The sequence below is a fragment of the Agrobacterium sp. 22094 genome, assembly GCF_052046015.1.
Lineage (GTDB): Bacteria > Pseudomonadota > Alphaproteobacteria > Rhizobiales > Rhizobiaceae > Agrobacterium > Agrobacterium cavarae.
The window spans coordinates 432,702-453,430 of record NZ_JBQEPX010000002.1 but is presented as its reverse complement, the minus strand read 5'-3'; the positions used below and the strand labels follow the sequence as shown (position 1 = coordinate 453,430).

The 20,729-nt window shown below is 57.1% G+C and carries 18 protein-coding genes; 12 read left to right on the top strand and 6 right to left on the bottom strand.

Annotation, left to right across the window (positions count from 1 at the left end):
• Positions 1 to 11: 11 nt before the first annotated feature.
• Complete coding sequence (locus ACTJK5_RS14510) at positions 12 to 1,487, top strand: M81 family metallopeptidase (protein WP_440612766.1); 1,476 nt, start codon at positions 12 to 14, stop codon at positions 1,485 to 1,487.
• 139 nt (positions 1,488 to 1,626) lie between these two features.
• Here the strand turns inward: ACTJK5_RS14510 and ACTJK5_RS14505 are convergent, their stop codons facing one another.
• The 5 genes from ACTJK5_RS14505 to ACTJK5_RS14485 all read right to left on the bottom strand — a co-directional run bounded on the left by ACTJK5_RS14505 (position 1,627) and on the right by ACTJK5_RS14485 (position 7,065).
• Positions 1,627 to 2,745, bottom strand: coding sequence for an ABC transporter ATP-binding protein (locus ACTJK5_RS14505; RefSeq protein ID WP_062600583.1), 1,119 nt, complete (start codon positions 2,743 to 2,745; stop codon positions 1,627 to 1,629).
• Between the two features lie 127 nt (positions 2,746 to 2,872).
• The gene (locus tag ACTJK5_RS14500; RefSeq protein WP_440612812.1) at positions 2,873 to 4,036 is read right to left on the bottom strand and encodes an ABC transporter substrate-binding protein; all 1,164 of its coding nucleotides are present in this window, start codon (positions 4,034 to 4,036) and stop codon (positions 2,873 to 2,875) included.
• 95 nt (positions 4,037 to 4,131) lie between these two features.
• Positions 4,132 to 4,992 carry a carbohydrate ABC transporter permease gene (locus ACTJK5_RS14495; protein ID WP_062424129.1) on the bottom strand — a complete coding sequence of 287 codons (861 nt, stop codon included), beginning with the start codon at positions 4,990 to 4,992 and terminating at the stop codon, positions 4,132 to 4,134.
• On the bottom strand, positions 4,989 to 5,873 hold the full coding sequence (locus ACTJK5_RS14490; RefSeq protein ID WP_112954070.1) for a carbohydrate ABC transporter permease: 885 nt from the start codon (positions 5,871 to 5,873) through the stop codon (positions 4,989 to 4,991). The genes ACTJK5_RS14495 and ACTJK5_RS14490 overlap by 4 nt, the downstream gene beginning before the upstream one ends.
• A 13-nt stretch (positions 5,874 to 5,886) precedes the next feature.
• The gene (locus tag ACTJK5_RS14485) at positions 5,887 to 7,065 is read right to left on the bottom strand and encodes a Gfo/Idh/MocA family protein (RefSeq protein WP_113175931.1); all 1,179 of its coding nucleotides are present in this window, start codon (positions 7,063 to 7,065) and stop codon (positions 5,887 to 5,889) included.
• A gap of 470 nt (positions 7,066 to 7,535) precedes the next feature.
• Here ACTJK5_RS14485 and ACTJK5_RS14480 point away from each other — a divergent pair, with 470 nt between their 5' ends.
• Genes ACTJK5_RS14480 through ACTJK5_RS14465 form a run of 4 tightly spaced genes read left to right on the top strand, consistent with a single transcriptional unit; the run spans position 7,536 to position 11,420 of the window.
• On the top strand, positions 7,536 to 8,285 hold the full coding sequence (locus tag ACTJK5_RS14480; protein WP_062424132.1) for a GntR family transcriptional regulator: 750 nt from the start codon (positions 7,536 to 7,538) through the stop codon (positions 8,283 to 8,285).
• A gap of 23 nt (positions 8,286 to 8,308) precedes the next feature.
• Entirely contained in the window at positions 8,309 to 9,331 is a 1,023-nt protein-coding gene (locus tag ACTJK5_RS14475) for an SIS domain-containing protein (protein WP_440612765.1), read from the top strand.
• Entirely contained in the window at positions 9,328 to 10,509 is a 1,182-nt protein-coding gene (gene nagA / locus ACTJK5_RS14470) for an N-acetylglucosamine-6-phosphate deacetylase (protein WP_440612764.1), read from the top strand. Before ACTJK5_RS14475 ends, nagA begins: the two co-directional genes overlap by 4 nt.
• Positions 10,506 to 11,420, top strand: a complete 915-nt coding sequence (locus ACTJK5_RS14465) for an ROK family protein (protein ID WP_440612763.1) — start codon at positions 10,506 to 10,508, stop codon at positions 11,418 to 11,420. Before nagA ends, ACTJK5_RS14465 begins: the two co-directional genes overlap by 4 nt.
• Positions 11,421 to 11,453: 33 nt before the next feature.
• On the opposite strand, the gene ACTJK5_RS14460 is transcribed toward ACTJK5_RS14465, so the two are convergent.
• Entirely contained in the window at positions 11,454 to 12,386 is a 933-nt protein-coding gene (locus tag ACTJK5_RS14460) for a methylenetetrahydrofolate reductase (RefSeq protein WP_440612762.1), read from the bottom strand.
• Between the two features lie 262 nt (positions 12,387 to 12,648).
• Here ACTJK5_RS14460 and ACTJK5_RS14455 point away from each other — a divergent pair, with 262 nt between their 5' ends.
• From ACTJK5_RS14455 to ACTJK5_RS14425, 7 genes are all read left to right on the top strand, one after another.
• On the top strand, positions 12,649 to 14,859 hold the full coding sequence (locus ACTJK5_RS14455; RefSeq protein WP_440612761.1) for a putative bifunctional diguanylate cyclase/phosphodiesterase: 2,211 nt from the start codon (positions 12,649 to 12,651) through the stop codon (positions 14,857 to 14,859).
• Between the two features lie 10 nt (positions 14,860 to 14,869).
• Positions 14,870 to 15,811 (top strand): amino acid ABC transporter substrate-binding protein, encoded by a 942-nt coding sequence (locus ACTJK5_RS14450; protein ID WP_440612760.1) that lies wholly within the window; start codon positions 14,870 to 14,872, stop codon positions 15,809 to 15,811.
• Positions 15,808 to 16,710, top strand: a complete 903-nt coding sequence (locus ACTJK5_RS14445; protein WP_313591069.1) for an amino acid ABC transporter substrate-binding protein — start codon at positions 15,808 to 15,810, stop codon at positions 16,708 to 16,710. The genes ACTJK5_RS14450 and ACTJK5_RS14445 overlap by 4 nt, the downstream gene beginning before the upstream one ends.
• 438 nt (positions 16,711 to 17,148) lie before the next feature.
• Entirely contained in the window at positions 17,149 to 17,370 is a 222-nt protein-coding gene (locus tag ACTJK5_RS14440; protein WP_062424591.1) for a hypothetical protein, read from the top strand.
• A gap of 42 nt (positions 17,371 to 17,412) precedes the next feature.
• On the top strand, positions 17,413 to 17,973 hold the full coding sequence (locus ACTJK5_RS14435; protein ID WP_440612759.1) for a DJ-1/PfpI/YhbO family deglycase/protease: 561 nt from the start codon (positions 17,413 to 17,415) through the stop codon (positions 17,971 to 17,973).
• A gap of 668 nt (positions 17,974 to 18,641) precedes the next feature.
• Complete coding sequence (locus ACTJK5_RS14430; RefSeq protein ID WP_062424139.1) at positions 18,642 to 19,322, top strand: sugar transferase; 681 nt, start codon at positions 18,642 to 18,644, stop codon at positions 19,320 to 19,322.
• A gap of 119 nt (positions 19,323 to 19,441) precedes the next feature.
• Complete coding sequence (locus ACTJK5_RS14425) at positions 19,442 to 20,725, top strand: polysaccharide biosynthesis/export family protein (RefSeq protein WP_113265682.1); 1,284 nt, start codon at positions 19,442 to 19,444, stop codon at positions 20,723 to 20,725.
• Positions 20,726 to 20,729 lie beyond the last annotated feature (4 nt).

Here is a 20,729-nt window from a genome sequence, read left to right as displayed (position 1 = left end):
GGCCCAAGCCCTTGCGCATTTTTACCGCGGCTCTCGCCACTGAGACCAACACTTTCGCGCCGATCTGCATCGACAGGCGGGCTTTCGAGGAATCGCTCTATGCACCGCCGGGCCAGCATCCCGTCACACCCACGCTTTGCACCGCTCCGATCACTGTCGGTCGCGCGGTCTGCGCCGCCAAAGGCTGGACGCTGATCGAAGGAACGGCGGCATGGGCGGACCCGGCGGGCCTCATCAACCGTCAGGCCTTCGAAAGCCTGCGGGATGAAATTCTCGATCAGTTGCGCGCGGCAATGCCGGTCGATGCGGTGGTGCTTGGCCTCCATGGCGCGATGGTTGCGGATGGATACCTCGACCCGGAAGGCGATCTTTTGGCGCGCGTCCGCGAGATCGTTGGGCCTGATATTCTGGTCTGCGCCGAGCTCGATCCGCACAGCCACCTGACGAGAAAGCGCGTCGATGCCGTGAACTTCTTCGTCGTCTTCAAGGAGTTTCCGCATACGGATTTTGTCGATCGCGCTGAGGATCTGTGGCGGATCGCGGTGGATACGCTGGAGGGGCGCGTCAAACCGGTCATGTCCGTGTTCGATTGCCGCATGATCGATGTGTTTCCGACGTCCCGCGAGCCGATGCGCAGCATCGTCGATCGGATGATGGCGACAGAGAAGCAGGACCCGGAGGTGTTGTCGCTTTCCGTCATCCACGGCTTCATGGCGGGCGATGTGCCGGAGATGGGAACGAAGACCATCGCGGTGACCGATGGCAATGCGGCCAAGGGCGTGGCGCTGGCGCGTTCGATCGGGCTTGAGCTCTTCGATAAGCGCGGCACCTTCATGATGCCGCAAATCGGTGAGGCCGAGGCAGTGTCACTTGCGATGAAAGCGGATACCTCAACCGGTCCGGTGGTGATTGCCGATGTCTGGGACAATCCGGGTGGAGGTACGGCTGGCGATGCCACGGTGCTGTTGCGTGAACTGATGGCCCAGGGCGCTACAAGCGTCGCTGCCGGTCTCGTGTGGGATCCAATTGCCGTCCAAATCTGCATGGCGGCAGGCGAGGAGGCTGAAATTCCTTTGCGCTTCGGGGCGAAATCCGCACCCAATACCGGCGATCCTATCGATGCCCTGGCGAAGGTCGTCAGGGTCGTGCCCAATGCCGAGATGAAGTTTGGAGACAGCATCGCGCCATTCGGTGATGCTGCCCATATCCACTTCGACGGGATCGACGTGATTTTGGGGACGGTGCGGGTTCAAAGCTATGACCCGTCTCTCTTCACGGCCCTCGGCATCGATCCGCTGTCGAGGAAGATCCTGTTGATCAAATCCACCAACCACTTCTACGCCGCTTTTTCGAAGATCGCCTCGCAGATCCTCTATTGCTCGGCTGGGAAACCCTATCCCAACGATCCGGCAACCAACCCTTATCGCCGCGTCAGGCGGGATATTTGGCCGATCGTGCAGGACCCGCATGGACACAAGGCGGCCTGAACGGTTGCCGACGGTCGTGAAAGCTCGCAGATGCGCTCTCGGCGTCTACAGGAATGAACACATAGTTTAAGGGCGCTTCCTTCAAGCAAGGAAACGCCCTTAAACTTTATTTGCGCTTCAAGCCGCCTCGTAACGGAGGTCAGGCCAGAACGGGCAGCTCCTGTGTCTTCCAATCGATACGACGTTCCAGCGCATTGCCATCGCCATCGAAGAGGTGGCAGTCCGCGCCGTTGATGGCAACCGAAACAGGCTTCTCGACTGCAACAGGCGCGGAGCCCGACAGAAGAGCGCACCACTGCTGGCCGGTAGAAAGCGTCGAATAGGAAATCGTGTTGATGCCGAGGCGCTCGATGACGCTTGGGACTGTAGTGATAGTCATATCGCCCGTGCCGAGGCTCAAATGTTCCGGACGGATGCCGAGGGTCAGCGTATCGCCTGCACGCACATTTCCACGCGCGACAGGCACCGTCAGCTGCTTGCCTTCATAGGCGATGGTCACGCCGGTGTCCGAAGCTTCCACACAGGTTACTGGCAGGAAGTTCATTTTTGGATTGCCGATGAAGCCTGCGACGAAGAGATTGTCCGGCTTGTGATAAAGCTGTAGCGGCGAACCGACCTGCGCAATGCTGCCGGCATTGAGAACCACGATGCGGTCGGCCATGGTCATGGCTTCCACCTGGTCATGGGTCACGTAGATCATTGTGGCTTTTAGCTGCCGGTGAAGCTTGGTCAGTTCGATGCGCATGTCGGAGCGAAGTGCTGCATCAAGGTTGGACAGCGGCTCGTCGAACAGAAAGATTTTCGGTTCGCGCACGATCGCGCGGCCAATAGCAACGCGCTGGCGCTGGCCACCAGACAGCATGCCGGGGCGCTGTTCGAGGCGATGCTCAAGCTGCAGGATCTTGGCGACCGCGTGGACCTTTTCGCGGAGCTTGTCTTCCGCCATCTTCTCGACCCGCAGCGGGAAGGCGATGTTCTCGAAGACGGTCATGTGAGGGTAAAGTGCGTAGGACTGGAAGACCATGGCGATGCCACGCTCGACCGGCGGCTTGTCGTTGACGCGGATACCATCAATGACGATATCGCCGTCGCTGATCGATTCCAGGCCTGCAATCATGCGCAGCAGCGTTGATTTTCCGCAGCCGGATGGGCCGACGAAAACGACGAATTCTCCGTGCGGAACATTGAGTTGCACGCCTTTGAGGACTTCAAAGTCGCCGTAGAATTTTTGAACGTTGTTGAGATGAAGCTGACCCACGATCGTCTCCAGAGGGCCGTTTGCACCCGGTGCATTCGGCAGCGCTGTTTGGTGTACCGCAAGGCTGTTCGTCACATGCGGTGGTGTCGAAGGGGACGTTTGAGAGAACGCCCCCTTCGGTTCGATATTACTTGTACTGCTCGAGGTCGGCCGACGCCTTCTTCAGCGCGGCTTCAGGCTCAGCCTTGCCGGTGACGACAGACTGGACCATCTCGATCATGGTGTTCTGGAAGCCCTTGTAGTCGGTGAAGAGCGGCTCAGGACCACCATAGGTGATGCCTTCGATCAGAGGCTTCCAGTAAGGGTCCTTTGCAACGAATTCATCGACCTTTGGAGAAGGACGCAGAGGCGTCAGGCCGGCATCGCCCTGAAGCTCATACTCGCCCTGCGGACCAGGAGAGGTGATGAACTTGGCAAATTCGATCGCCTTGTCCTCAACGCCCGAACCCTTGAAGATGGCAAGGCTGTCGGTGATGAGCAGCGTGCCCGGACCCTTGGCCGATGGGCCAAGCGGAAGCGTTGCGATGCCCCAGTTGATGCCGGTCTTTTGCAGACGCGAAGCGGCACCCGAGCCAGCCTGGATCATGCCGACCTTGCCGTCGAGGAAGATCGCGCGGATTTCGTTCTGCTCGTAGGCCGTTGCGCCTTCGACGGAATAGGGGGTGATGTCCTTGTAAGCCTTCAGAGCAGCCAGCACTTCAGGGCTGTCCATGACGATCTTGTCGCCATCGATGACCTTGCCGTTGTTGGTGTAAACCCAGTGCATGAACTGGTGCATGGTGTTGTCGAAGGTCTTGGCAGGCAGGCCATAACCGGCAATACCGGTCTTTTCCTTGATCTGCTTGGCAAAGGCGATTTCTTCCGCCCAGGTCTTCGGTGGCGTTTCAGGATCGAGACCGGCCTTCTTGAACAGATCCTTGTTCCAGTAGAGAGCCTTTGTGGAGAAAGCGACCGGAACGCCCCACTGTTGATCATCAATGGTGACCGTATCGACGATGTGCGGATAGTAGGACTTCTTTTCCTCGTCCGTCATCGGAACGGGAACGATCATGTCGTTTTCGGAGAACTGCTTCAGCGTGCGCGAGCCGACATAGGCCATGGCGGCTGGAGAGCCGGATGCAGCAAGCGTCGTTGCCTTGTCCTGGCACTGTTCCCAGCCCACGACTTCCGGCTTGACGGTCCAGCCTGCGTTCTTGCCTTCCCATTCCTTGATGTACTTTTCATGGATCGGGTCGATCTTGTCGCCGCAATAGATCCAGGAAATTTCCCTGTCGGCGGCGTGTGCGGACATGGCGCCCAGTGCTGTCGAAGCAGCAAGGCTCAGCGCGTAGAGGGTAAACTTGAATTTGGTATTCACGGTCAGTCTCCCATTCTCTGGTGGTTATCTTATTGTTTCACCGCGCCTGCGGTCAGTCCGCTGACGAGATAGCGTTGCAGGAAGAAGATCACGATCATCGCCGGGGCAATGCCGACGAAACTTGCGGCCATGAGTTCGTTCCAGATGACCTCCTGGCGGCCGAAATAGGCAAACAGGCCGACCGGCAGAGGCATGTATTCCGTTTTTGAATTGAAGGTCAGCGCGTAGATGAACTGTTGCGCGTAAGAACCGATGAACGTCGTGATCGCGACCACCACGATGCCGGGCATTGCGATTGGGATGATCACGCGGCGTAGCGTATAAAAGTAGCTGGCGCCATCGACATAGGCTGCTTCATCCAGCTCACGTGGGATGCGCATCATATAGGTTCGCAGCAACCAGATAGCGGACGGGATGAGGAAGGCCACGCCCGGCACGATCATGGCGAGATATGTATTGAGAACGCCGATCGAGCGCATCAACCGGAAGAGCGGGATGAGCAGGACCGCGCCGGAGAACATGTTGACGGCGAGAAAGGCGCCGAGCAACAGACCGCTGCCGCGAAACTCGAAGCGAGCAAAGGCATAGGCTGCAGGAATGACAAGTGCCAACACGACGGCCGTGACGATGCCGGAGATAAAGAACGAGTTGAAAATGTATCGGGCAAAGCCCGGTACGCTGACCCACATCGTCCGGTAAGCTTCGAAAGAGCCATTTTCTGGCCAGAAGCGATAAGGTGACGAGAAGAGCTGGCTGAGCGGCTTTAGCGACACCAGAAAACCCTCGACAAAGGGCGACAGCACGAAGATCAGGAACAGCGCGATGCCGCAATAGATCGCGAGGATTTCGTACCACTTGTAGCGGTTGATCAGTGCGGGAGGAGGTGTCATCGCTTGTCTCCGGCAGAAAGCTTGCTGACAATGCGGAAGTAGGCAAGGCAGAAGATGGACAGGAAGATGCAGATCAACACGGCGCGGGCAGCACCCTCACCATACTTATAAGACCCGATGGCGGTCTTATAAGTGTCGATGATCATCGTCGTTGTTTCGCCGTTCGGGCCACCGCGGGTCAAGATCCAGATGATGTCGAAGGAGTTGAAGGTCGAGATCAGCGACAGCATCGACATGGTGATCATAGAAGGCACGAGAAGCGGCAGCGTGATGCGGCGGAAACGATAGAAGCGTCCGGCACCATCAACCCAAGCGGCTTCGTAAAGATCCTGCGGAACGGCCTGCATGGCGGCGAGAAGGTAGAGCGTCACCATCGGCACGCCGATCCACACATCGGTGATCACGGTTGCCCAAAACGCGGTGGAGCCCTGCGCCAGAAAGGCAACCGGTCCATCGACCAGACCGGTGCGCTGGAGCATGCCGGAAATCATGCCGAACTGGCCATTATACATCCAGCCCCACATGAAGATGCCAATTGCCATTGGGACGATCCAAGGCGGCATTGTCAAAATGCGGAAGATCGCACGGCCTGGTACTGCGGCATTCAGCATGGTCGCGCCAAAGGTGCCGATAATCATCTTGATGGCGACCGAGAAGAACGTCCAGATGAAGGTACGGATAATGACTTCCGCAAAAGTAGCGTTGAAAATCTTGTCGTAGTTGGCCCAGCCCACCCAGTTGGTGGTCTTCTTCAGCGATGCATCGGTAAAGGACAGAATAAACGTATCGACAAGCGGGTAGGCGACAATTGCAAGAACATAGAGGAGGGCTGGCGCTAAAAGCAGCCAGGCAAAGAAAACGGCGCTTCGTCTGGTGTCCATGATCACCCTTTCATCAGGCGGAGCGCTTTTGCGCGTCTTCGGTGCCGTGAAGGCAAGCGTCGTACTTTGCCCAGACTGGTGCCAGATCGACTACCTTGCGGGCAGCACGCGCTTCGTCCATGGCAATCGCCAGGATGCCGGCTTCGATGGCGTCGAGCGCCGAAACCGGCAGGGCAGCACCTGTCGTGACATGGGCAAAGACATCGGCGGCCATCTGCTCGTCCGCGCCGTAATGGTGCGATTTCACCGATGGGGCCTGATAGGTATTGCCGATCAGCTTGGCGCTGTCATGGGCGCGGTGAACGTCGAGGAAGCCGCGGACGAAATCGCCTTCCGCCATGCCTTTCGCGCCGACGACGCAGAAGCGACGGAACTCGTCCGGCACGTTGAGGTTCGTGTGGAAGGCTAGCGACGCACCGTTTTCATATTCGACGATGGCGGTCTGGAAGTCGATGATGTCGCCGTCGCTGTCGAACACCTTGTCGGCACCCATCCAGCCGCTTGGCTTGCGGAAATAGATATCAAGATCATTGACGCCGCTATTCTGCGGGGCGTTCTTCGGCACGAAACTGCGGCGTCCGCCGAAGCTCGACACATAGCGCGGGCGCACGCCCATGACGCCGTTATAAAGGTCGAGGTCGTGGCAGCACTTTTCCAGCATGAAGCCGCCTGCTAGCTTGTCGTAACGGCGCCAGTCGCGCATGAAGAAGGCGCCATGATAGGGGGCAATATGCTCGGAGGCTTCGATCGAGGCGATATCGCCGAGAAGTCCCTGAGCCTGTGCCTGCCGCAGATCGCGGTAAAGCGGTGAGTAACGAAGCACGAGACCGACCATCAGACGGTCCTGGCCGTACTGGTTCAGAAGCCGCGCGAGTTCGAAGCTTTCTTCGATGGTGGTGACGATCGGCTTTTCGGTGAACACCGTCAGGCCTGCCTCCAGACCGATGCGAATATGCTCCAGATGGAAAGTATTGGGGGAGCCGATCATGAGCAGATCGAAGGTTTCCTTCGCGATCATCTCCTCAGGGGTTTCGTAAGCGCGGCCGGCCGAAATATTCTCTGCCTCCAGCTGTTTCATGCCCGCTGGTTCGGGGTCGACATGGGCGACGATCTCAAAATCAGGATCGATTTCCGTAAAGACCTGGCCAAGATAGCCAAGGCGGAATCCGAGTCCGATTATTGCGACTTTCATGGCTTTGCAGCTCCCCTTTTCGTAATTTATTTTCGTAGCCTGTTGCAAATTTCCAGTATGGTCAACCGGAAAAACCGCGATCGAGTGTGGCTATGAAAATAATTTTCACGCGCTGAATGTTCTTCTTTGTCTCCCGCTTTTTGGGCGTGGAGGATAAACGTCTAAACACTGGAGTCTTGGGTATTTCCCCTCGCCAGCCACTTTCGGTTTTCCGCAGGCCAGTCGTCGTTGTTAATAACTAATACCAAAAAAATACCTTCTGTCTACAGTGGAACAAAAATTTGTTTCGAAGCAGCCGTGGAATATATGTTCGGCGTTGAAATCACTGATATTTTGGCACTTGTCGATTGATTGGTCCAGCATATTGCCAATGTGGCGTTGTATTGGTATCAGTTTTGGTATGGTGTCTGAGAGACGATTTCTGCCGTAGGTGGCGGACCGTCTCCCCATGCAAAGATCGGAGAGGCGCAATGGACGGTGTTTTGCCGTTTGGTGAATTGCAGGCATTACGGGGCGGGCCGCTTTACCAGAAGTTGCGCCGCTTGATCGAGGATGCCGTATCCAATGGGCGATTGAAGCACGGCGATGCCCTGCCAGCCGAACGGGACATCGCCGATGCCGCAGCGATCAGCCGGGTGACTGTGCGAAAAGCGATCGACGAGTTGGTGGAGCAGGGCATTCTGGTCCGGCGCCGCGGTTCTGGAACCTTCGTCGCCAAGCCGGTGCCGAAGATGCAGCAGCCTCTGACACGGTTGACGTCCTTTACCGAAGATATGCGTCGTCGTGGAATGGTGGCAGGATCGCGCTGGATCGAGCGCGGGCTTAAGTTTCCCACAGCTGAGGAAACCATGATGCTCGGCCTTTCGGGCGGGGCTCGCGTTTCACGTATCCTTCGTTTGCGCACCGCCGACGATATGCCGATTGCGCTCGAGCGGACCAGCCTTCCGGACGATATTCTGCCCGAACCTGAGACGGTCGAAGACTCGCTCTATCTTGCGCTCGCCGCCCGCGACATTCGCCCGGTGCGCGCCAATCAAAGAATCTCCGCGGTGCTGCTGCGCGATGACGAAAGCGAGTTGCTGGAGGTTCCACCCGGCTCCGCAGCGCTTTCCGTGCAGCGTATCGCCTATCTCAATACCGGGCGCGTGATGGAAGTCTCCACTGCGCTTTATCGCAGCGACGCCTACGATCTCGTCGCAGAACTTACGATCGGTGCCTGATCAAAACCTTAGAGGCCATACTGATGACGACAATGATGCGACGCGAAATCGACGAAATCCCCCAGGCCGTGGCCCGGCTTCTGGATGCTGGGAAAGACGATATTTCGCGGGCAGGACGCGCTCTTGCGGCCCATGATCCGGCCGTTGTGGTCACTGTCGCTCGCGGCTCTTCCGACCATGCTGCCTATTTCCTGAAGTATGCGATAGAGCTTGAACTCGGCCTTCCGGTCGCGTCTCTCGGCCCGTCATTGGCCTCGATCTACAAGGCGCCACTGCGCTTGCAGCGGGCTGCGGCCTTCGCGGTCTCCCAGTCGGGCGCGAGCCCGGATATCGTCGCGATGTTGGAAGGTGCAAAGGCGGGCGGCGCCTTGACCCTATCCCTCGTCAATACGACACCGTCTCCTCTCGCCGACACCGCCTCGATTGCCCTTAATATCCAGGCTGGACCGGAAATCGCGGTGGCAGCCACCAAGTCCTACGTCAATTCGATCGTCGCAGGACTGGCGGTTCTTTCCGAATGGAGCGGCTCAGACTCCTTGAAAAAAGCTGTGGCAGCGCTCCCCGACCACCTCGACAACGCGCTTGCGCTCGACTGGAGTGTGTTGGTGGAGCCGCTGGTCAAGGCTGAATCTCTTTACATGCTCGGCCGCGGCCCGGCACTTGCAATTGCAACGGAGGCGGCGCTGAAGTGCAAGGAAACCTGCGAGTTGCACGCCGAAGCCTATTCATCGGCTGAGGTGCTGCATGGTCCGGTTTCGCTGGTTGCCGAAAGCTTCCCGGTGATCGCCTTTGCTGCGCGTGACAAGGCGGAAGCCTCGATTGCCGAAACGGCATCGGGTCTCGTCGGCAAGAATGCCAATGTCTATCTGACGTCCGACAAGGGCAGGGGCGCCACCATTCTTCCCTTTGTAGAGACGGGTCACCCGCTGACCGATGCTCTGGCCCTGATCGTTCCTTACTATGGCATGGTCGAAATGTTGTCGCGCGCGCGCGGCTTTGATCCTGACAAGCCTGCAGCCCTCAAGAAGGTGACGGAAACACGATGATTGGCTCATTCGCGCTGTGTGGCGGCCGGATTTTCGACGGGGCTGTCTTTCTGGATGGCCACGCGCTTGTTGTCGAAAACGGCCGGATCAAGGCCATTACGCCGGTGGCAGATCTATCGTCTTCCATCGAGCGTCGTAATGTGGCCGGTGGCCTCATCGTTCCAGGGTTCATCGATCTTCAGGTGAATGGCGGCGGCGGCGTATTGCTGAACAACCAGCCTGATCTCGACGGCATTCGCACGATCTGCTCGGCGCATGCTGCCTATGGCACGACTGCCCTTCTGCCCACGCTGATTACCGATACTGTCGATATCCGGAGCAAGGCCGTTGCAGCGGGTATTGCTGCCTTTGCGGAAAAGGTACCAGGCTATCTCGGTCTCCATCTGGAGGGCCCGCATCTCTCGGTCGCCCGCAAGGGAACCCACGATCCCTCGTTGATCCGCCCACTTGAGAGCGACGATCTGCAATTCCTCGTGGAAAAAGCCGGTCACTTCGGCGAGGCTCTTATCACGCTAGCGCCCGAAAGTGTCTCGACCGCCGATGTCACCAAATTGGTTGAAGCCGGATATGTCGTCAGCCTTGGTCACACCAATGCCAAGGCGCAAGACATTTTGCCTTACGTTTCGGCCGGCGCATCCATGGTCACGCATCTCTTCAATGCGATGAGCCAGATGGAAAATCGCGAGCCGGGTCTGGTTGGTGTGGCACTGGCCAATGGCCGCTTGTCCTGTGGCCTGATTGCGGATGGCTTTCATGTCGATCCGATCGTCATTCAAGTGGCGCTCGCTGCCAAGCAGGGACCGGGGCGGATATTCCTGGTAACCGACGCCATGTCGACCATCGGCACCGATCAGCAGGGTTTCCTCCTGAATGATCGTGAAGTGTTCCGCCGTGGCGGACGCCTGACGCTTGCTGATGGCACGCTTGCGGGCGCCGATATCGATATGCTCTCTTGCGTGCGCTTTGCCCATGAGCATATCGGACTGCCTTTGACGGAAGCGTTGAATATGGCCTCGCTCTATCCGGCCGAGGCGATTGGCTGCGCGACCAAGGGCAGTCTCGCCGCCGGGATGGATGCCGATCTGCTGGTACTGAAGCCGGATCTATCTTTGGTGGCCACCTTCATCGCCGGCGCCTGCGTCTTCGGCGAAGATTTTTCAAAAGGGGCTGCGGCTTGATCGTCTGTTTCGATATTGGCGGCACCGCCATCAAGGGCGCTGGCGCCTGGGCTGTCGACGACATCCGCCCGGTTGCGCGCCGGCAAACGCCGATCCATGATTTCGATGCCTTTGTCGATGTGTTGAAGTCCGTGATCGAAGAAATCGGAGAGAGGCCGGACTGCGTCGCTCTGTCGATTGCAGGCGTCATCGATCCCGATACCGACCGTGCCAACATTGCCAATATCCCTTGCGCTCATGGACGCCTGTTGAAAGCAGACCTTGAGGCAGCGCTTGGGCATCCCGTGCTGATTGCCAATGATGCGGATTGCTGCGCGCTTGCAGAATATGGCGCAGGCGCAGGGCGCGGACATCGCGTCGTCTTCGGGGCCATTCTCGGCACGGGTGTCGGTGGCGGCCTTGTTGTGGATGGCAAGTTGATCAACAGCGCCGGCGGTTTTGCCGGAGAGTGGGGCCATGGCCCCGTTGCTGCCACGCGTGCCGGCAATCCCCCTGTGGAACTGCCGCGCTTTGCCTGCGGCTGCGGCCTGGATGGATGTGTCGATGCCATTGGCAGCGCTCGCGGCATGGAGAAGCTCCACCGTCACATGACCGGCATCGAAATGAAGGCGGAAGAAATCCTTGCTGCCTGGCAGGACGGCGATGAAAAAGCCGCGCGCACGATCGATATCTATATCGACATTCTCTCCGGCCCCCTGTCGCTCGTCATCAACATGACCGGTGCGACCATCGTTCCGGTCGGCGGAGGCCTATCCAACTCGCTGCCGCTGATCGAGGCACTCGATGAAGCGGTGAGAGCGAAAATTCTCCGCAAATTCCAAAGGCCGCTCGTGGTACAGGCTGAGTGTGCCATTGAGCCCGGTCTCGTCGGGGCGGCCGTGCTGGGACTGGCATTCGCTTCAAGTCGGTAGAGGCTCGGTCGCGCCAACGCCTTCTGCTCTATATTACGACGTACCAGTGGCAGCCTGAGCCTGGGTCATGGTGTTGTCTCCAACCCAGCGCGCTGCCGGCTCAATTCCGCCCAGAGGAAAGAGGTGGAGTTGCGATATCAGCGACGCCGGATTGTTCTCGACATAAGCCGTCAGCGCGTCCACCATCTCGGTCGGCTCATAGGGCATGAGCAATCGCGTCACGTCCAAAGCCCGCTTTTGCAGCACCTTCAATGAGGGGCCGACGCCGCAGGAGATGGCGAACTTGATCAGGGTCTGGAGTTTGGCCGGGCCCGCGATCCCCACATGGATTGGAAGACTGACGCCCGCCTCTGCAATTCGCTCCGCCCAAGTTGTGATCACCCCGGGCTCGAAACCGAACTGCGTGACGATCGCCATCTCGGCATCGGTCAGTCTAGAGAAGTCTGTTTTCCACTTCAAAGCGCTATCGACATTGCTGGTCGTGCCGTCTGGATCGATGTCACGGCTCCCTTCCGGGTGGCCCGCCACATGCAGCCGTTTGAAACCATGCCGGTCGAAGAGACCGCTCTCCAGCAAGTGGATCGAGCTTTCGATCGTACCGACCGGACGCGCCTCTCCGCCACCCAGCAACAGGGCCTCGGTCACGTCAGCCTCATTGCGATAAAGTTCTATCCAACTCCCCAGAGTGGTGATGTCAGGAATGCTGCGTGCAGGAAAATGCGGCATGACGGCGAACCCGTCCCGGCGCAGCCTTTTCGCCGTCGCGACCATATCCTGGATCGATGTCCCGGTGATGTGGGCGATATAGACTCGTGTTCCAGGCGGCAGGAGCCTGGAAAAGTCAGTGATCTTCGCGGCCGTCTTCGGCGTCACCTCGATGGAATACGGATTGAGGAGAAAACTCAAATCTTTCGCGCCAAGCGCGCTCTTGTTCTTCGTCCGATCGGTAAACTTCAGTATTGCCATAAGCCGATTTTCTTTCCGCATGCCACGCGCGATATTTATAGCCGCAGCGATCTTCAATCCAGACCTAAAACTGGACAGCCGTGCGGTTAGCCGGATCGATTTATTTGCTCTTTTTTATCCATTGCATCGAATCCTGCCGAACCATGTGAGGATATTTTTACTCTCTTGCTGAACAGTGGTGTTTCAAACTGCGACGTAACGAGACGCTAGAAGATAATTTTGACCTGATTTCTCTTTCATAAGAGGCCAAAGTGAGAGCCAGATGCTCTTGAGCACGGAAAGTGCGGATCATTTTGAGGCAGAAGCGCCAGCACGGCCGGCCAGAATTGTCTGGTATCAGTCGTTGTTCTGGAAGATCACCGTTTCGCTCGTGTCCAGTGTCGTGCTTGCCTATCTCGTTGGCGCTGCTGTCGGCTGGGTCATGGTCCAGCGGGACTCGCTTGACCAATGGCGTCGCGAGGCGGAACTGAACGCGCAGGTGACGAGTTCTGCGATCCGCACCATCTACACCTTTATCTCCATCGACAGTGATAGTAGCGGCCAGATCGTCAAGATCACCAGCGAGCGACCGCTGGGTGACGATGCCTCCATTTTGGATACGGGCTTCAACCCCGGGGACGTTCTGGCGCTTGCCGCTGCGCAAACCAAGAACAATGTCTGGATTTTTCAAAAGGACCCCGCTGGTCAGACCTTTACCAGTTCCGCCGACGCGCTGGGGGAGGTGGAGAATATCTCGCTGACATTGCCAGAAGGCACGGCGATGGATGCGTTCTACGTCGGCTTTGCCGAGCTTGGTACTGTGCGGCACTTCATTGCTTTCGTTCCGGTGGTCGATCAGAATGGAAAGCTGCAGGGCAGTGTGGTCACGACGATCGGCGAGGCTTCCGAGCTTCTCGAAACACAAACGAAGCTTCTACAGAATTCGCTAGCGCTTCTGATCACCATTCTGCTCGTGACCGGCGGGGTCGTTGCACTTCTGATGCGCAAGGTCTTCATGCCGGTGCCGGCGCTGATCGAAGCACTCACCAAAATCGCCCACGACGACACGGCCTCGGTGACGCCGTTTCAACATCGCAAGGACGAGATCGGTCGCGTGGCGGTCGCGATCGAGAAGGTGCGCGAAGCGGTGGTCGAGCGGGAGAACCTGCGCCAGATCCGCGATGTGGCGAAACAGATGGAGCATCTTGCCCATCACGATCCGCTGACCGGACTGCCAAACAGAGCCTTCTTCAGCAAGCGGCTGGAGAGCGAGATTGGGGAACTGGCGAATGACCGGCGGTTCAATGTCATGCTTCTCGATCTCGATCGCTTCAAGGCGGTCAATGATGTGTTGGGCCACGCGAGCGGCGATGCTCTTCTCGTATCCTTCGCAGAGCGCCTGCTGCAACTGATCGGGCCGCAGGACATGGTGGCTCGACTAGGCGGTGACGAGTTCGCAATCCTGCAGATCGTCCGTAAAAATGCGGTGCGTGAGGCAAGTCGCCTGGCGAAGGGCATCATCACCTCCGCATCGCACCCGTTCATGTTGCTGGGCAAAGAGGCCTCCGTCGGGGCCAGCGTCGGTATTTCGATAGCGCCCCTTCACGGTCACGAGATGTCCGAACTGCTCAAACATGCCGATGTGGCGCTGTACTGCGCCAAGTCCGGCGGCCGCGGGAATTTCCAGTTCTTCGAACATGGCATGGAAATGTCGAAAGAACAGGACCACGAACTGCAGCAGGACCTGGACCTCGCGGTTCAGCGGGACGAATTCGTGCTGCACTACCAGCCGATCTTCTCTTTCTCCAATCCCGAGCCTGTCGGCTATGAAGCGCTGGTGCGCTGGCAGCACCCGGTTCGCGGCTGGGTAACACCCGACGACTTCATTCCGCTGGCCGAAAAGACCGGCCAGATCTGTGCGATCGGCGACTGGGTGTTGAAGCGGGCCTGCCAGGAGGCCATGCGATTGCCGAACGAGGCAACGGTGGCCGTCAACATCTCGGCGATCGAGCTACAGCAGGGCGATCTTGTCGAGAAGGTGCAAAGGGCACTGAGTGACAGCGGCTTGCCGCCATCTCGGCTCGAGATCGAGTTGACGGAAACGGTTCTGCTCTCCGGATCGGAGGCCATCACATGTCTGCAAGACATTCAGGCGCTTGGGGTCAGGTTCGCGCTTGATGATTTCGGAACCGGCTATTCGAGCCTTGCCTATCTGACCAAACTGCCGATCAGCAAGATCAAGATCGACCGCAGCTTCATTGCCGACGTGATGACCAGCACGCAGAGCCTGGCAATCATTCAAGGTGTGATCCACATCGCCGCAGGACTTGGATTGAAAACGACGGCGGAGGGGGTGGAAACGCTAGAGCAGCTTTCGCTGCTCCGTGCTGCCGGATGCGACCTGTTGCAGGGCTATTACCTTGGCCGCCCCATGCCACTTGCCCATATCGAGAGCCATTATCGTTCCGCACCCGCAAAGATGGTGCACCGCTAGGAGTAGAGACATGAAGCATATTTCTCTTACCCTCCGTGGGCTGATGCGCCGCTCGGTCATTCCCACTTTGTTCGCCGCGCTCGCCTCCTCGCCGTTTCTCACGCTTTCTGCTGGGGCTGAGGAGTTGAAGAGCCCGACCCTCGATAAGATTGCGCGTACCAAGACGATCACGTTCGGGCACCGTCAGGACGAACTGCCGTTTTCCTATGTGACGCCGGATGGCGTCGTGCGCGGTTACTCCATCGATATATGTCAAAGGATTGCGGATCACGTTCGAGACGCGCTTAAGCTCGATACCCTGAAGACCGATTATGTGGTGGCGACGCCCGCAACCCGTTTCCTGTTGGTGAAGTCCGGCAAGATCGACATGGAATGCAGCGCGACGACCAACAATGCCGAGCGGCGAGAGCAGGTGGCATTCTCCTATCCCCACTTCATCACAGCCACCCGCTTCGTGACGAAAAAATCGAGTGGGTTGAACAGTATCAAGGATCTGGCCGGACGAACGGTGGCTTCGACCACGGGGACCATCAACATCGCGCAATTGCAAAACGTCAACAGGGAGCAAAAGCTGAACATCTCCGTACTGATCAGCAAGGTGAATTCCGAAGCCTTCGCCATGGTCGAAAACAATCGCGCCTCCGCCTTCGTGATGGATGATGTTCTTCTGGCTGCCCACGTGGCTTTTTCAAATGCACCTGGAGACTATATGATCTCGAAAGAAACCTTCGGGCCGCCTGAGCCCTATGGTATTCTTCTGCCAAAGGGCGATGATGCGTTCAAGACGTTGGTGAATGAAGCTCTCTACAAGATGTTTACGGATGGCGAAATCGAGACGATCTACAACAAGTGGTTCATGTCGCCCTTGCCGCCGGACGGGCGCAATTTCAACCTTCCGCTATCCCCAGAGCTGAAGGCCGCCTTCAAGGAGCCAAAGGAGTACCTGCAATGAGAATGTACATCTTTCATTGCCTCCTGCTTGCATTCTGCGCGCTCGGCTCGATTGAAGCCAAGGCGGAGGAAAAGGTTTTCGACACGCCCACCCTTGATCGAATTGCCCAGACGGGCAAGATCAGGATCGGCTATGGTTCGACAGCACCCTTCTCCTTTCTCAATGCGGACGGCCAGGTTCTCGGCTACTCGATCGACCTTTGCCGTGCTGTGGTGGAAAAACTGAAGCAGCGGCTCAAGGTGCAATCCATCGATGTCGAGTTTGTGCCGCGCACGCCCAGCAATCGCGTGCAGCTTCTCAATGATGGAACGATAGACATCGAGTGCAACGCAAGCACCAACACGGCAGAGCGGCGCAAGAGCGCAGCCTTCGCCTACCCGCACTTTTTCACCGTGACACGGTACGTTTCCCTGCGGAAAAGCGGTTTCAAGACATTGGATGATCTGAAGGGACGCTCGGTGAGCGTGGCTCTCGGCACCGTCAATGTCAATGAAATCAATGAGAGTAGCCGCAGGCGGAAACTGAATATCTCAGCCGTTCCTGTTGAAAGTCTCCAGGCTGCGTTCGATATGGTCACAGAAGGTCGTGTTGCGGCCTTTGCCATGGACGAGGTTTTGCTGAAAACGATGATTGCCCGCACGCAAAACCCGTCCGATTATGTGCTTTCCGAGGAGCAGGTGACAGACGCCCAGCCATTTGGTTTTATGATGCGCGTGAACGACAAGGCGTTTGTCGGGGCAGTAAACGAGGCGCTGAGCGAGATTTACAAGTCAGAGACTGCCAAAGAGATTTACAAGCGCTGGTTCGAGGAATCCATGCCGGGGCTCAACATCAACCTTGGTCTGCCGATGAGCAATTTCCTTGCGGAAGCTCTCCGCAACCCGAAGTTCGTTGAATAAGCGCAGACGTGCGTAAGATCACCCCTCTTCTTTCCATCTCTAAGCATGTGTCGCGGTTTTAAGATCATGCTACGCGGCAAAACGAGAACGAGAGCGTAAATCTGAAAGATTGCGACCCGCTTAGGTCCATGCTGCAAATATTTCGCTAGACGTCGCGCCCGCGTGTCAAAGCCTGAACGCCGGCCTCGCGCATCCCGTTTTGTCTTCTCCCCGAGTTGTTCCGGCCTTTGCGCCGTTAATTTTTCAGGAACCAATGCCTGGGGGGCACGTTCGATTGGCAGGAGACGCGCCGTGTTAAACGGACGTGATGGTGCCGGAGAACATCGGGATTTTTCCGTTTTCTCGCGATGGCCAACGAAAAGGCAGACGAGCTTCTTATCCATCCGGCCGTCTCCGCCCAATCTGCCAATACAATTTGGCTGCCAAGGAGGTTTTGACGTGGAAAAGACCGAAACGCGAAAGCTTGCGGAAGAATACATGCTCCTTGGCGGCACCCGCCAGGTCATGATCGACGACAACAAGACATTTGTTCGTCAATACGACCATGAGCCGGAAGAAGCCGAGCGCTTCTGGCAGGAGCGCATCGCAACCCTCGACAAGGCACGGATCGCCGATGTCGAATTTTTTCTACCGTCTGTCAACTCAGACGTAGAATCCTAACGAGCCCACCCCAACAGAATATAGACCAGGAAGGAAACAGTCATGACTGCTATCAATTCTGCCAAGATCGTCATTCTCGCGACAGACGGATACGAGCGCTCGGAGCTTCGCGTGCCGTACGAAGAGCTGCAGCGCAAGGGCGCAGACGTCAAGATCGCCTCGATCAAGGATGGCGAGATCAAGAGCTGGGACGAGAAAGACTGGGGCGACAGCGTGAAAGTCGACCTGCTTGCCAAGGACGTGCGGATCGAAGATTTCGACGCTCTTGTCCTTCCTGGCGGCCAGATCAATCCGGACGTCCTGCGCACCAATGACGACGCAATGCGCGTGGTCAAGGAATTCGTGAAGTCCGGTAAGGTCGTGGCTGCCATCTGCCACGCACCATGGCTTCTGGTTGAAGCCGATGCGGTTCGCGGCCGTGAAGTGACGTCTTACGGCTCTATCAAAACCGACGTGAAGAATGCCGGTGGCATTTGGAAGGACGAAAAGGTCGTTTGCGACAAGGGCATCGTCACCTCCCGCAACCCCGACGATCTGGAAGCTTTCGTTGCAAAGATCGTCGAAGAGGTCGAGGAAGGCCGTCACGAACGTAAGGCAGCATAAGCTATTTTTCATAGCTTCAAGGTCGATGAAGGGCTGGTGCACCATGGGTGCGCCAGCTTTTCTTTTGGGCGCGGCCGATATGAGGCGAATATGAAGAAGGAGGCGCAGTGCAGGTGCCTTCCAATCGCGAGTCGGGGCAGGCAACACTTCGTGAGGCAGAGATTTTGCCACATTCTTGCCTTATTTAAGCCACTCTTTCGTCTCGGAAACGTTTCAGAAAGCGGTTGAAATTAATTTTTCCCAACAAAAACGGTTTATTTTTAATTATTTTACATGTGCGGCGCCATAATTTTGCTGCGCTGCACATAAGAAATATTACACGTCTCTTATTTAATTGAGCCTTACAAAGACGCTCCAGCTTACCGGCGAGACCAGTAAACCAGAAGAACAGTTTTAATATAAATGGCTGCGCAATACATAGAGATGGTCACCATGCGTCAACTGCATGACGCCTGCCCGTCTTTGTTCCTTTTATAGGCGTTCATCAATAGTCTTAGCCAACATGATGTGAGGAATTTGGGGCGGCCGGTTTTAGGCAGCCGGGTAACGTTGCCTCACAAAAAATTCAAAAGCACCAAATTCCGACCACAGACTTCATGTCTCATGATGACTGCATGACGCGCCCAACGGGTACCGACCTATCGCAAAACATAAATGGAGTTCTCTCTATGAAGTCCGCGACTCGATCGGCTGTTTCGCCGCTTAGTGGTTCTGAAGAGTCTGATGTGAGCTTTCCTATCGGGGGCATCGTGAAACGCAGTTTCGATGTTTCCTCGGCACTGCTCGCCCTTCTTGTCCTCAGCCCGATCTTTCTCATGATCGTGGTCTTGGTCAAACTCTCCGACAAGGGACCCGCTTTTTACGGCCACCGCCGTATCGGCCATAATGGCCGCACGTTTCATTGCCTGAAATTCCGCACGATGGTCGTGAACGGAGATGAGGTGCTGAAACAATATCTGACGTCTGACCCGCAAGCTGCGGAAGAATGGCGCCAGACGAGAAAACTGAAGAACGATCCGCGTGTCACAGCTGTCGGTAGCGTTCTTCGCAAGCTGAGCCTTGATGAACTGCCACAGCTCATCAACATCATTCGTGGTGAAATGAGTGTTGTGGGTCCTCGTCCTGTCGTGGACGAAGAGCTCAACTACTATGAAAGTGCCGCGCGCTATTATCTCAGCACGCGTCCTGGTCTTACCGGTCTCTGGCAGATCAGCGGTCGCAACGACGTCTCCTACAAGGAGCGCGTTGATTACGACACGCAATATGTTCAGAACTGGTCGATGATGAGAGACATTTCCATCATCATGAAAACCGTGCCAGCTGTCTGCATGTCCCGCGGCAGCTATTGAAGCCAGATTAGATACTCGGCGTGAACGCAGGCCCTCCCACCTGTGCCATGCCTTGCGGCTGCGACCGGACCTGAGCCGGTCGCACATTCACTTTTCAAGGCATCAACATGGAGTTTTACATGGTTGGCATTGCCGACGAAGCCCTCCCTAAAAAACGGCGCACCCAAACATGGTGCAAAGGTACTGCTCTGGCTGTTGCCGCGGCGCTGCTCTTCACCAGTCCGCTCAGCGCGCTTGCGCAGGATGGCCAATACCGCCTCGGAACCGCTGACAAGCTTCGCATCCGCGTTGCCGAATGGCAGCCGGCAGACGGCACCATCCGCAACTGGGATGTGATCAATGGCGATTACTCGGTCGGCCCGTCAGGCACGCTGGCGCTTCCCTTCATCGGCCAGTTAAATGTTGCCGGAAAGACGGCAGGCGAGGTGGGAGAGGCGATCGGGGCGCAGCTTCAAAGCAAGTTTGCTCTGCGCAACCTTCCATCAGCCTCCGTCGAAGTTGCCCAGTTCCGTCCGGTCTTCCTGACGGGTGATGTGCAAACGCCCGGCGAATATCCCTATGCGCCCAATATGACGGTTCTGAAGGCTGTCAGCCTCGCGGGTGGTTTGCGCCGTTCCGATGCAGGGCAGCGTTTTGCCCGTGACTTTATCAATGCCCGTGGCGACGCCGCCGTCTATGACGACCAGCGCGGCCGTCTTCTGGCGCGTCAGGCAAGGTTGCTTGCCGAAGTGAGCGGCGATCAGGAGATCAAGAAGACGCCTGAAATGGAAAAGGTCGTCAATATCGATGCGCTCCTGGAAAGCGAAAGTGCGCTGATGAAGTCTCGCACCGAGCGCTATACGCTTCAATTGAAAGCGTTGAAGGATTTGCGTGAACTGCTGGATGCGGAAGTGGAATCTCTGCGCAAGAAGGCAGAGAGCCAGCAGCGTCAGTTGCAATTGGCAAATGAAGACCGGGAAAAGGTCAATCGCTTGAACGAGCAGGGTCTTGCGCTTGCTCAGCGTCGTATCTCGGCGGAAGAACGCGCAGCCGAGGTTGAGGCGACGCTTCTCGACATCGATACGAATGCTTTGCGCGCCAAGCAGGATATCAACAAGGCGATCCAGGATGAGATCAACCTGCGAAACGACTGGGACGCGCAGCGCTCCAAGGAATTGCAGGATACGCAGGCCGAATTGCAGAAGCTGAACCTGCAGCTTTCCACCAGCCGCGAACTCATGTCGGAGGCCTTGGCGCAATCGGCGGAAGCTCTGCGCTTCGATCCGTCCGGCAAGTCGGCCTCGATTTCCTATGTCGTTGTGCGTGAGGACAAGGGAAAATCGAAGGAAATCAAGGTTGACGAAACCACGGCCCTTGAGCCTGGCGACGTTATCAAGGTTTCCTCGGAAGTGCTGATGCAGTGAGGCT

What these genes read in the sequence shown, in the direction of transcription:
- ACTJK5_RS14475 (WP_440612765.1), top strand. Translation starts at nt 8,309, where the DNA reads ATGACGACAATGATGCGACGCGAAATCGACGAAATCCCCCAGGCCGTG.
- ACTJK5_RS14455 (WP_440612761.1), top strand. Translation starts at nt 12,649, where the DNA reads ATGCTCTTGAGCACGGAAAGTGCGGATCATTTTGAGGCAGAAGCGCCA.
- nagA (WP_440612764.1), top strand. Translation starts at nt 9,328, where the DNA reads ATGATTGGCTCATTCGCGCTGTGTGGCGGCCGGATTTTCGACGGGGCT.
- ACTJK5_RS14485 (WP_113175931.1), bottom strand. Translation starts at nt 7,065, where the DNA reads ATGAAAGTCGCAATAATCGGACTCGGATTCCGCCTTGGCTATCTTGGC.
- ACTJK5_RS14435 (WP_440612759.1), top strand. Translation starts at nt 17,413, where the DNA reads ATGACTGCTATCAATTCTGCCAAGATCGTCATTCTCGCGACAGACGGA.
- ACTJK5_RS14445 (WP_313591069.1), top strand. Translation starts at nt 15,808, where the DNA reads ATGAGAATGTACATCTTTCATTGCCTCCTGCTTGCATTCTGCGCGCTC.
- ACTJK5_RS14480 (WP_062424132.1), top strand. Translation starts at nt 7,536, where the DNA reads ATGGACGGTGTTTTGCCGTTTGGTGAATTGCAGGCATTACGGGGCGGG.
- ACTJK5_RS14490 (WP_112954070.1), bottom strand. Translation starts at nt 5,873, where the DNA reads ATGGACACCAGACGAAGCGCCGTTTTCTTTGCCTGGCTGCTTTTAGCG.
- ACTJK5_RS14495 (WP_062424129.1), bottom strand. Translation starts at nt 4,992, where the DNA reads ATGACACCTCCTCCCGCACTGATCAACCGCTACAAGTGGTACGAAATC.
- ACTJK5_RS14430 (WP_062424139.1), top strand. Translation starts at nt 18,642, where the DNA reads ATGAAGTCCGCGACTCGATCGGCTGTTTCGCCGCTTAGTGGTTCTGAA.
- ACTJK5_RS14500 (WP_440612812.1), bottom strand. Translation starts at nt 4,036, where the DNA reads ATGTCCGCACACGCCGCCGACAGGGAAATTTCCTGGATCTATTGCGGC.
- ACTJK5_RS14460 (WP_440612762.1), bottom strand. Translation starts at nt 12,386, where the DNA reads ATGGCAATACTGAAGTTTACCGATCGGACGAAGAACAAGAGCGCGCTT.
- ACTJK5_RS14450 (WP_440612760.1), top strand. Translation starts at nt 14,870, where the DNA reads ATGAAGCATATTTCTCTTACCCTCCGTGGGCTGATGCGCCGCTCGGTC.
- ACTJK5_RS14425 (WP_113265682.1), top strand. Translation starts at nt 19,442, where the DNA reads ATGGTTGGCATTGCCGACGAAGCCCTCCCTAAAAAACGGCGCACCCAA.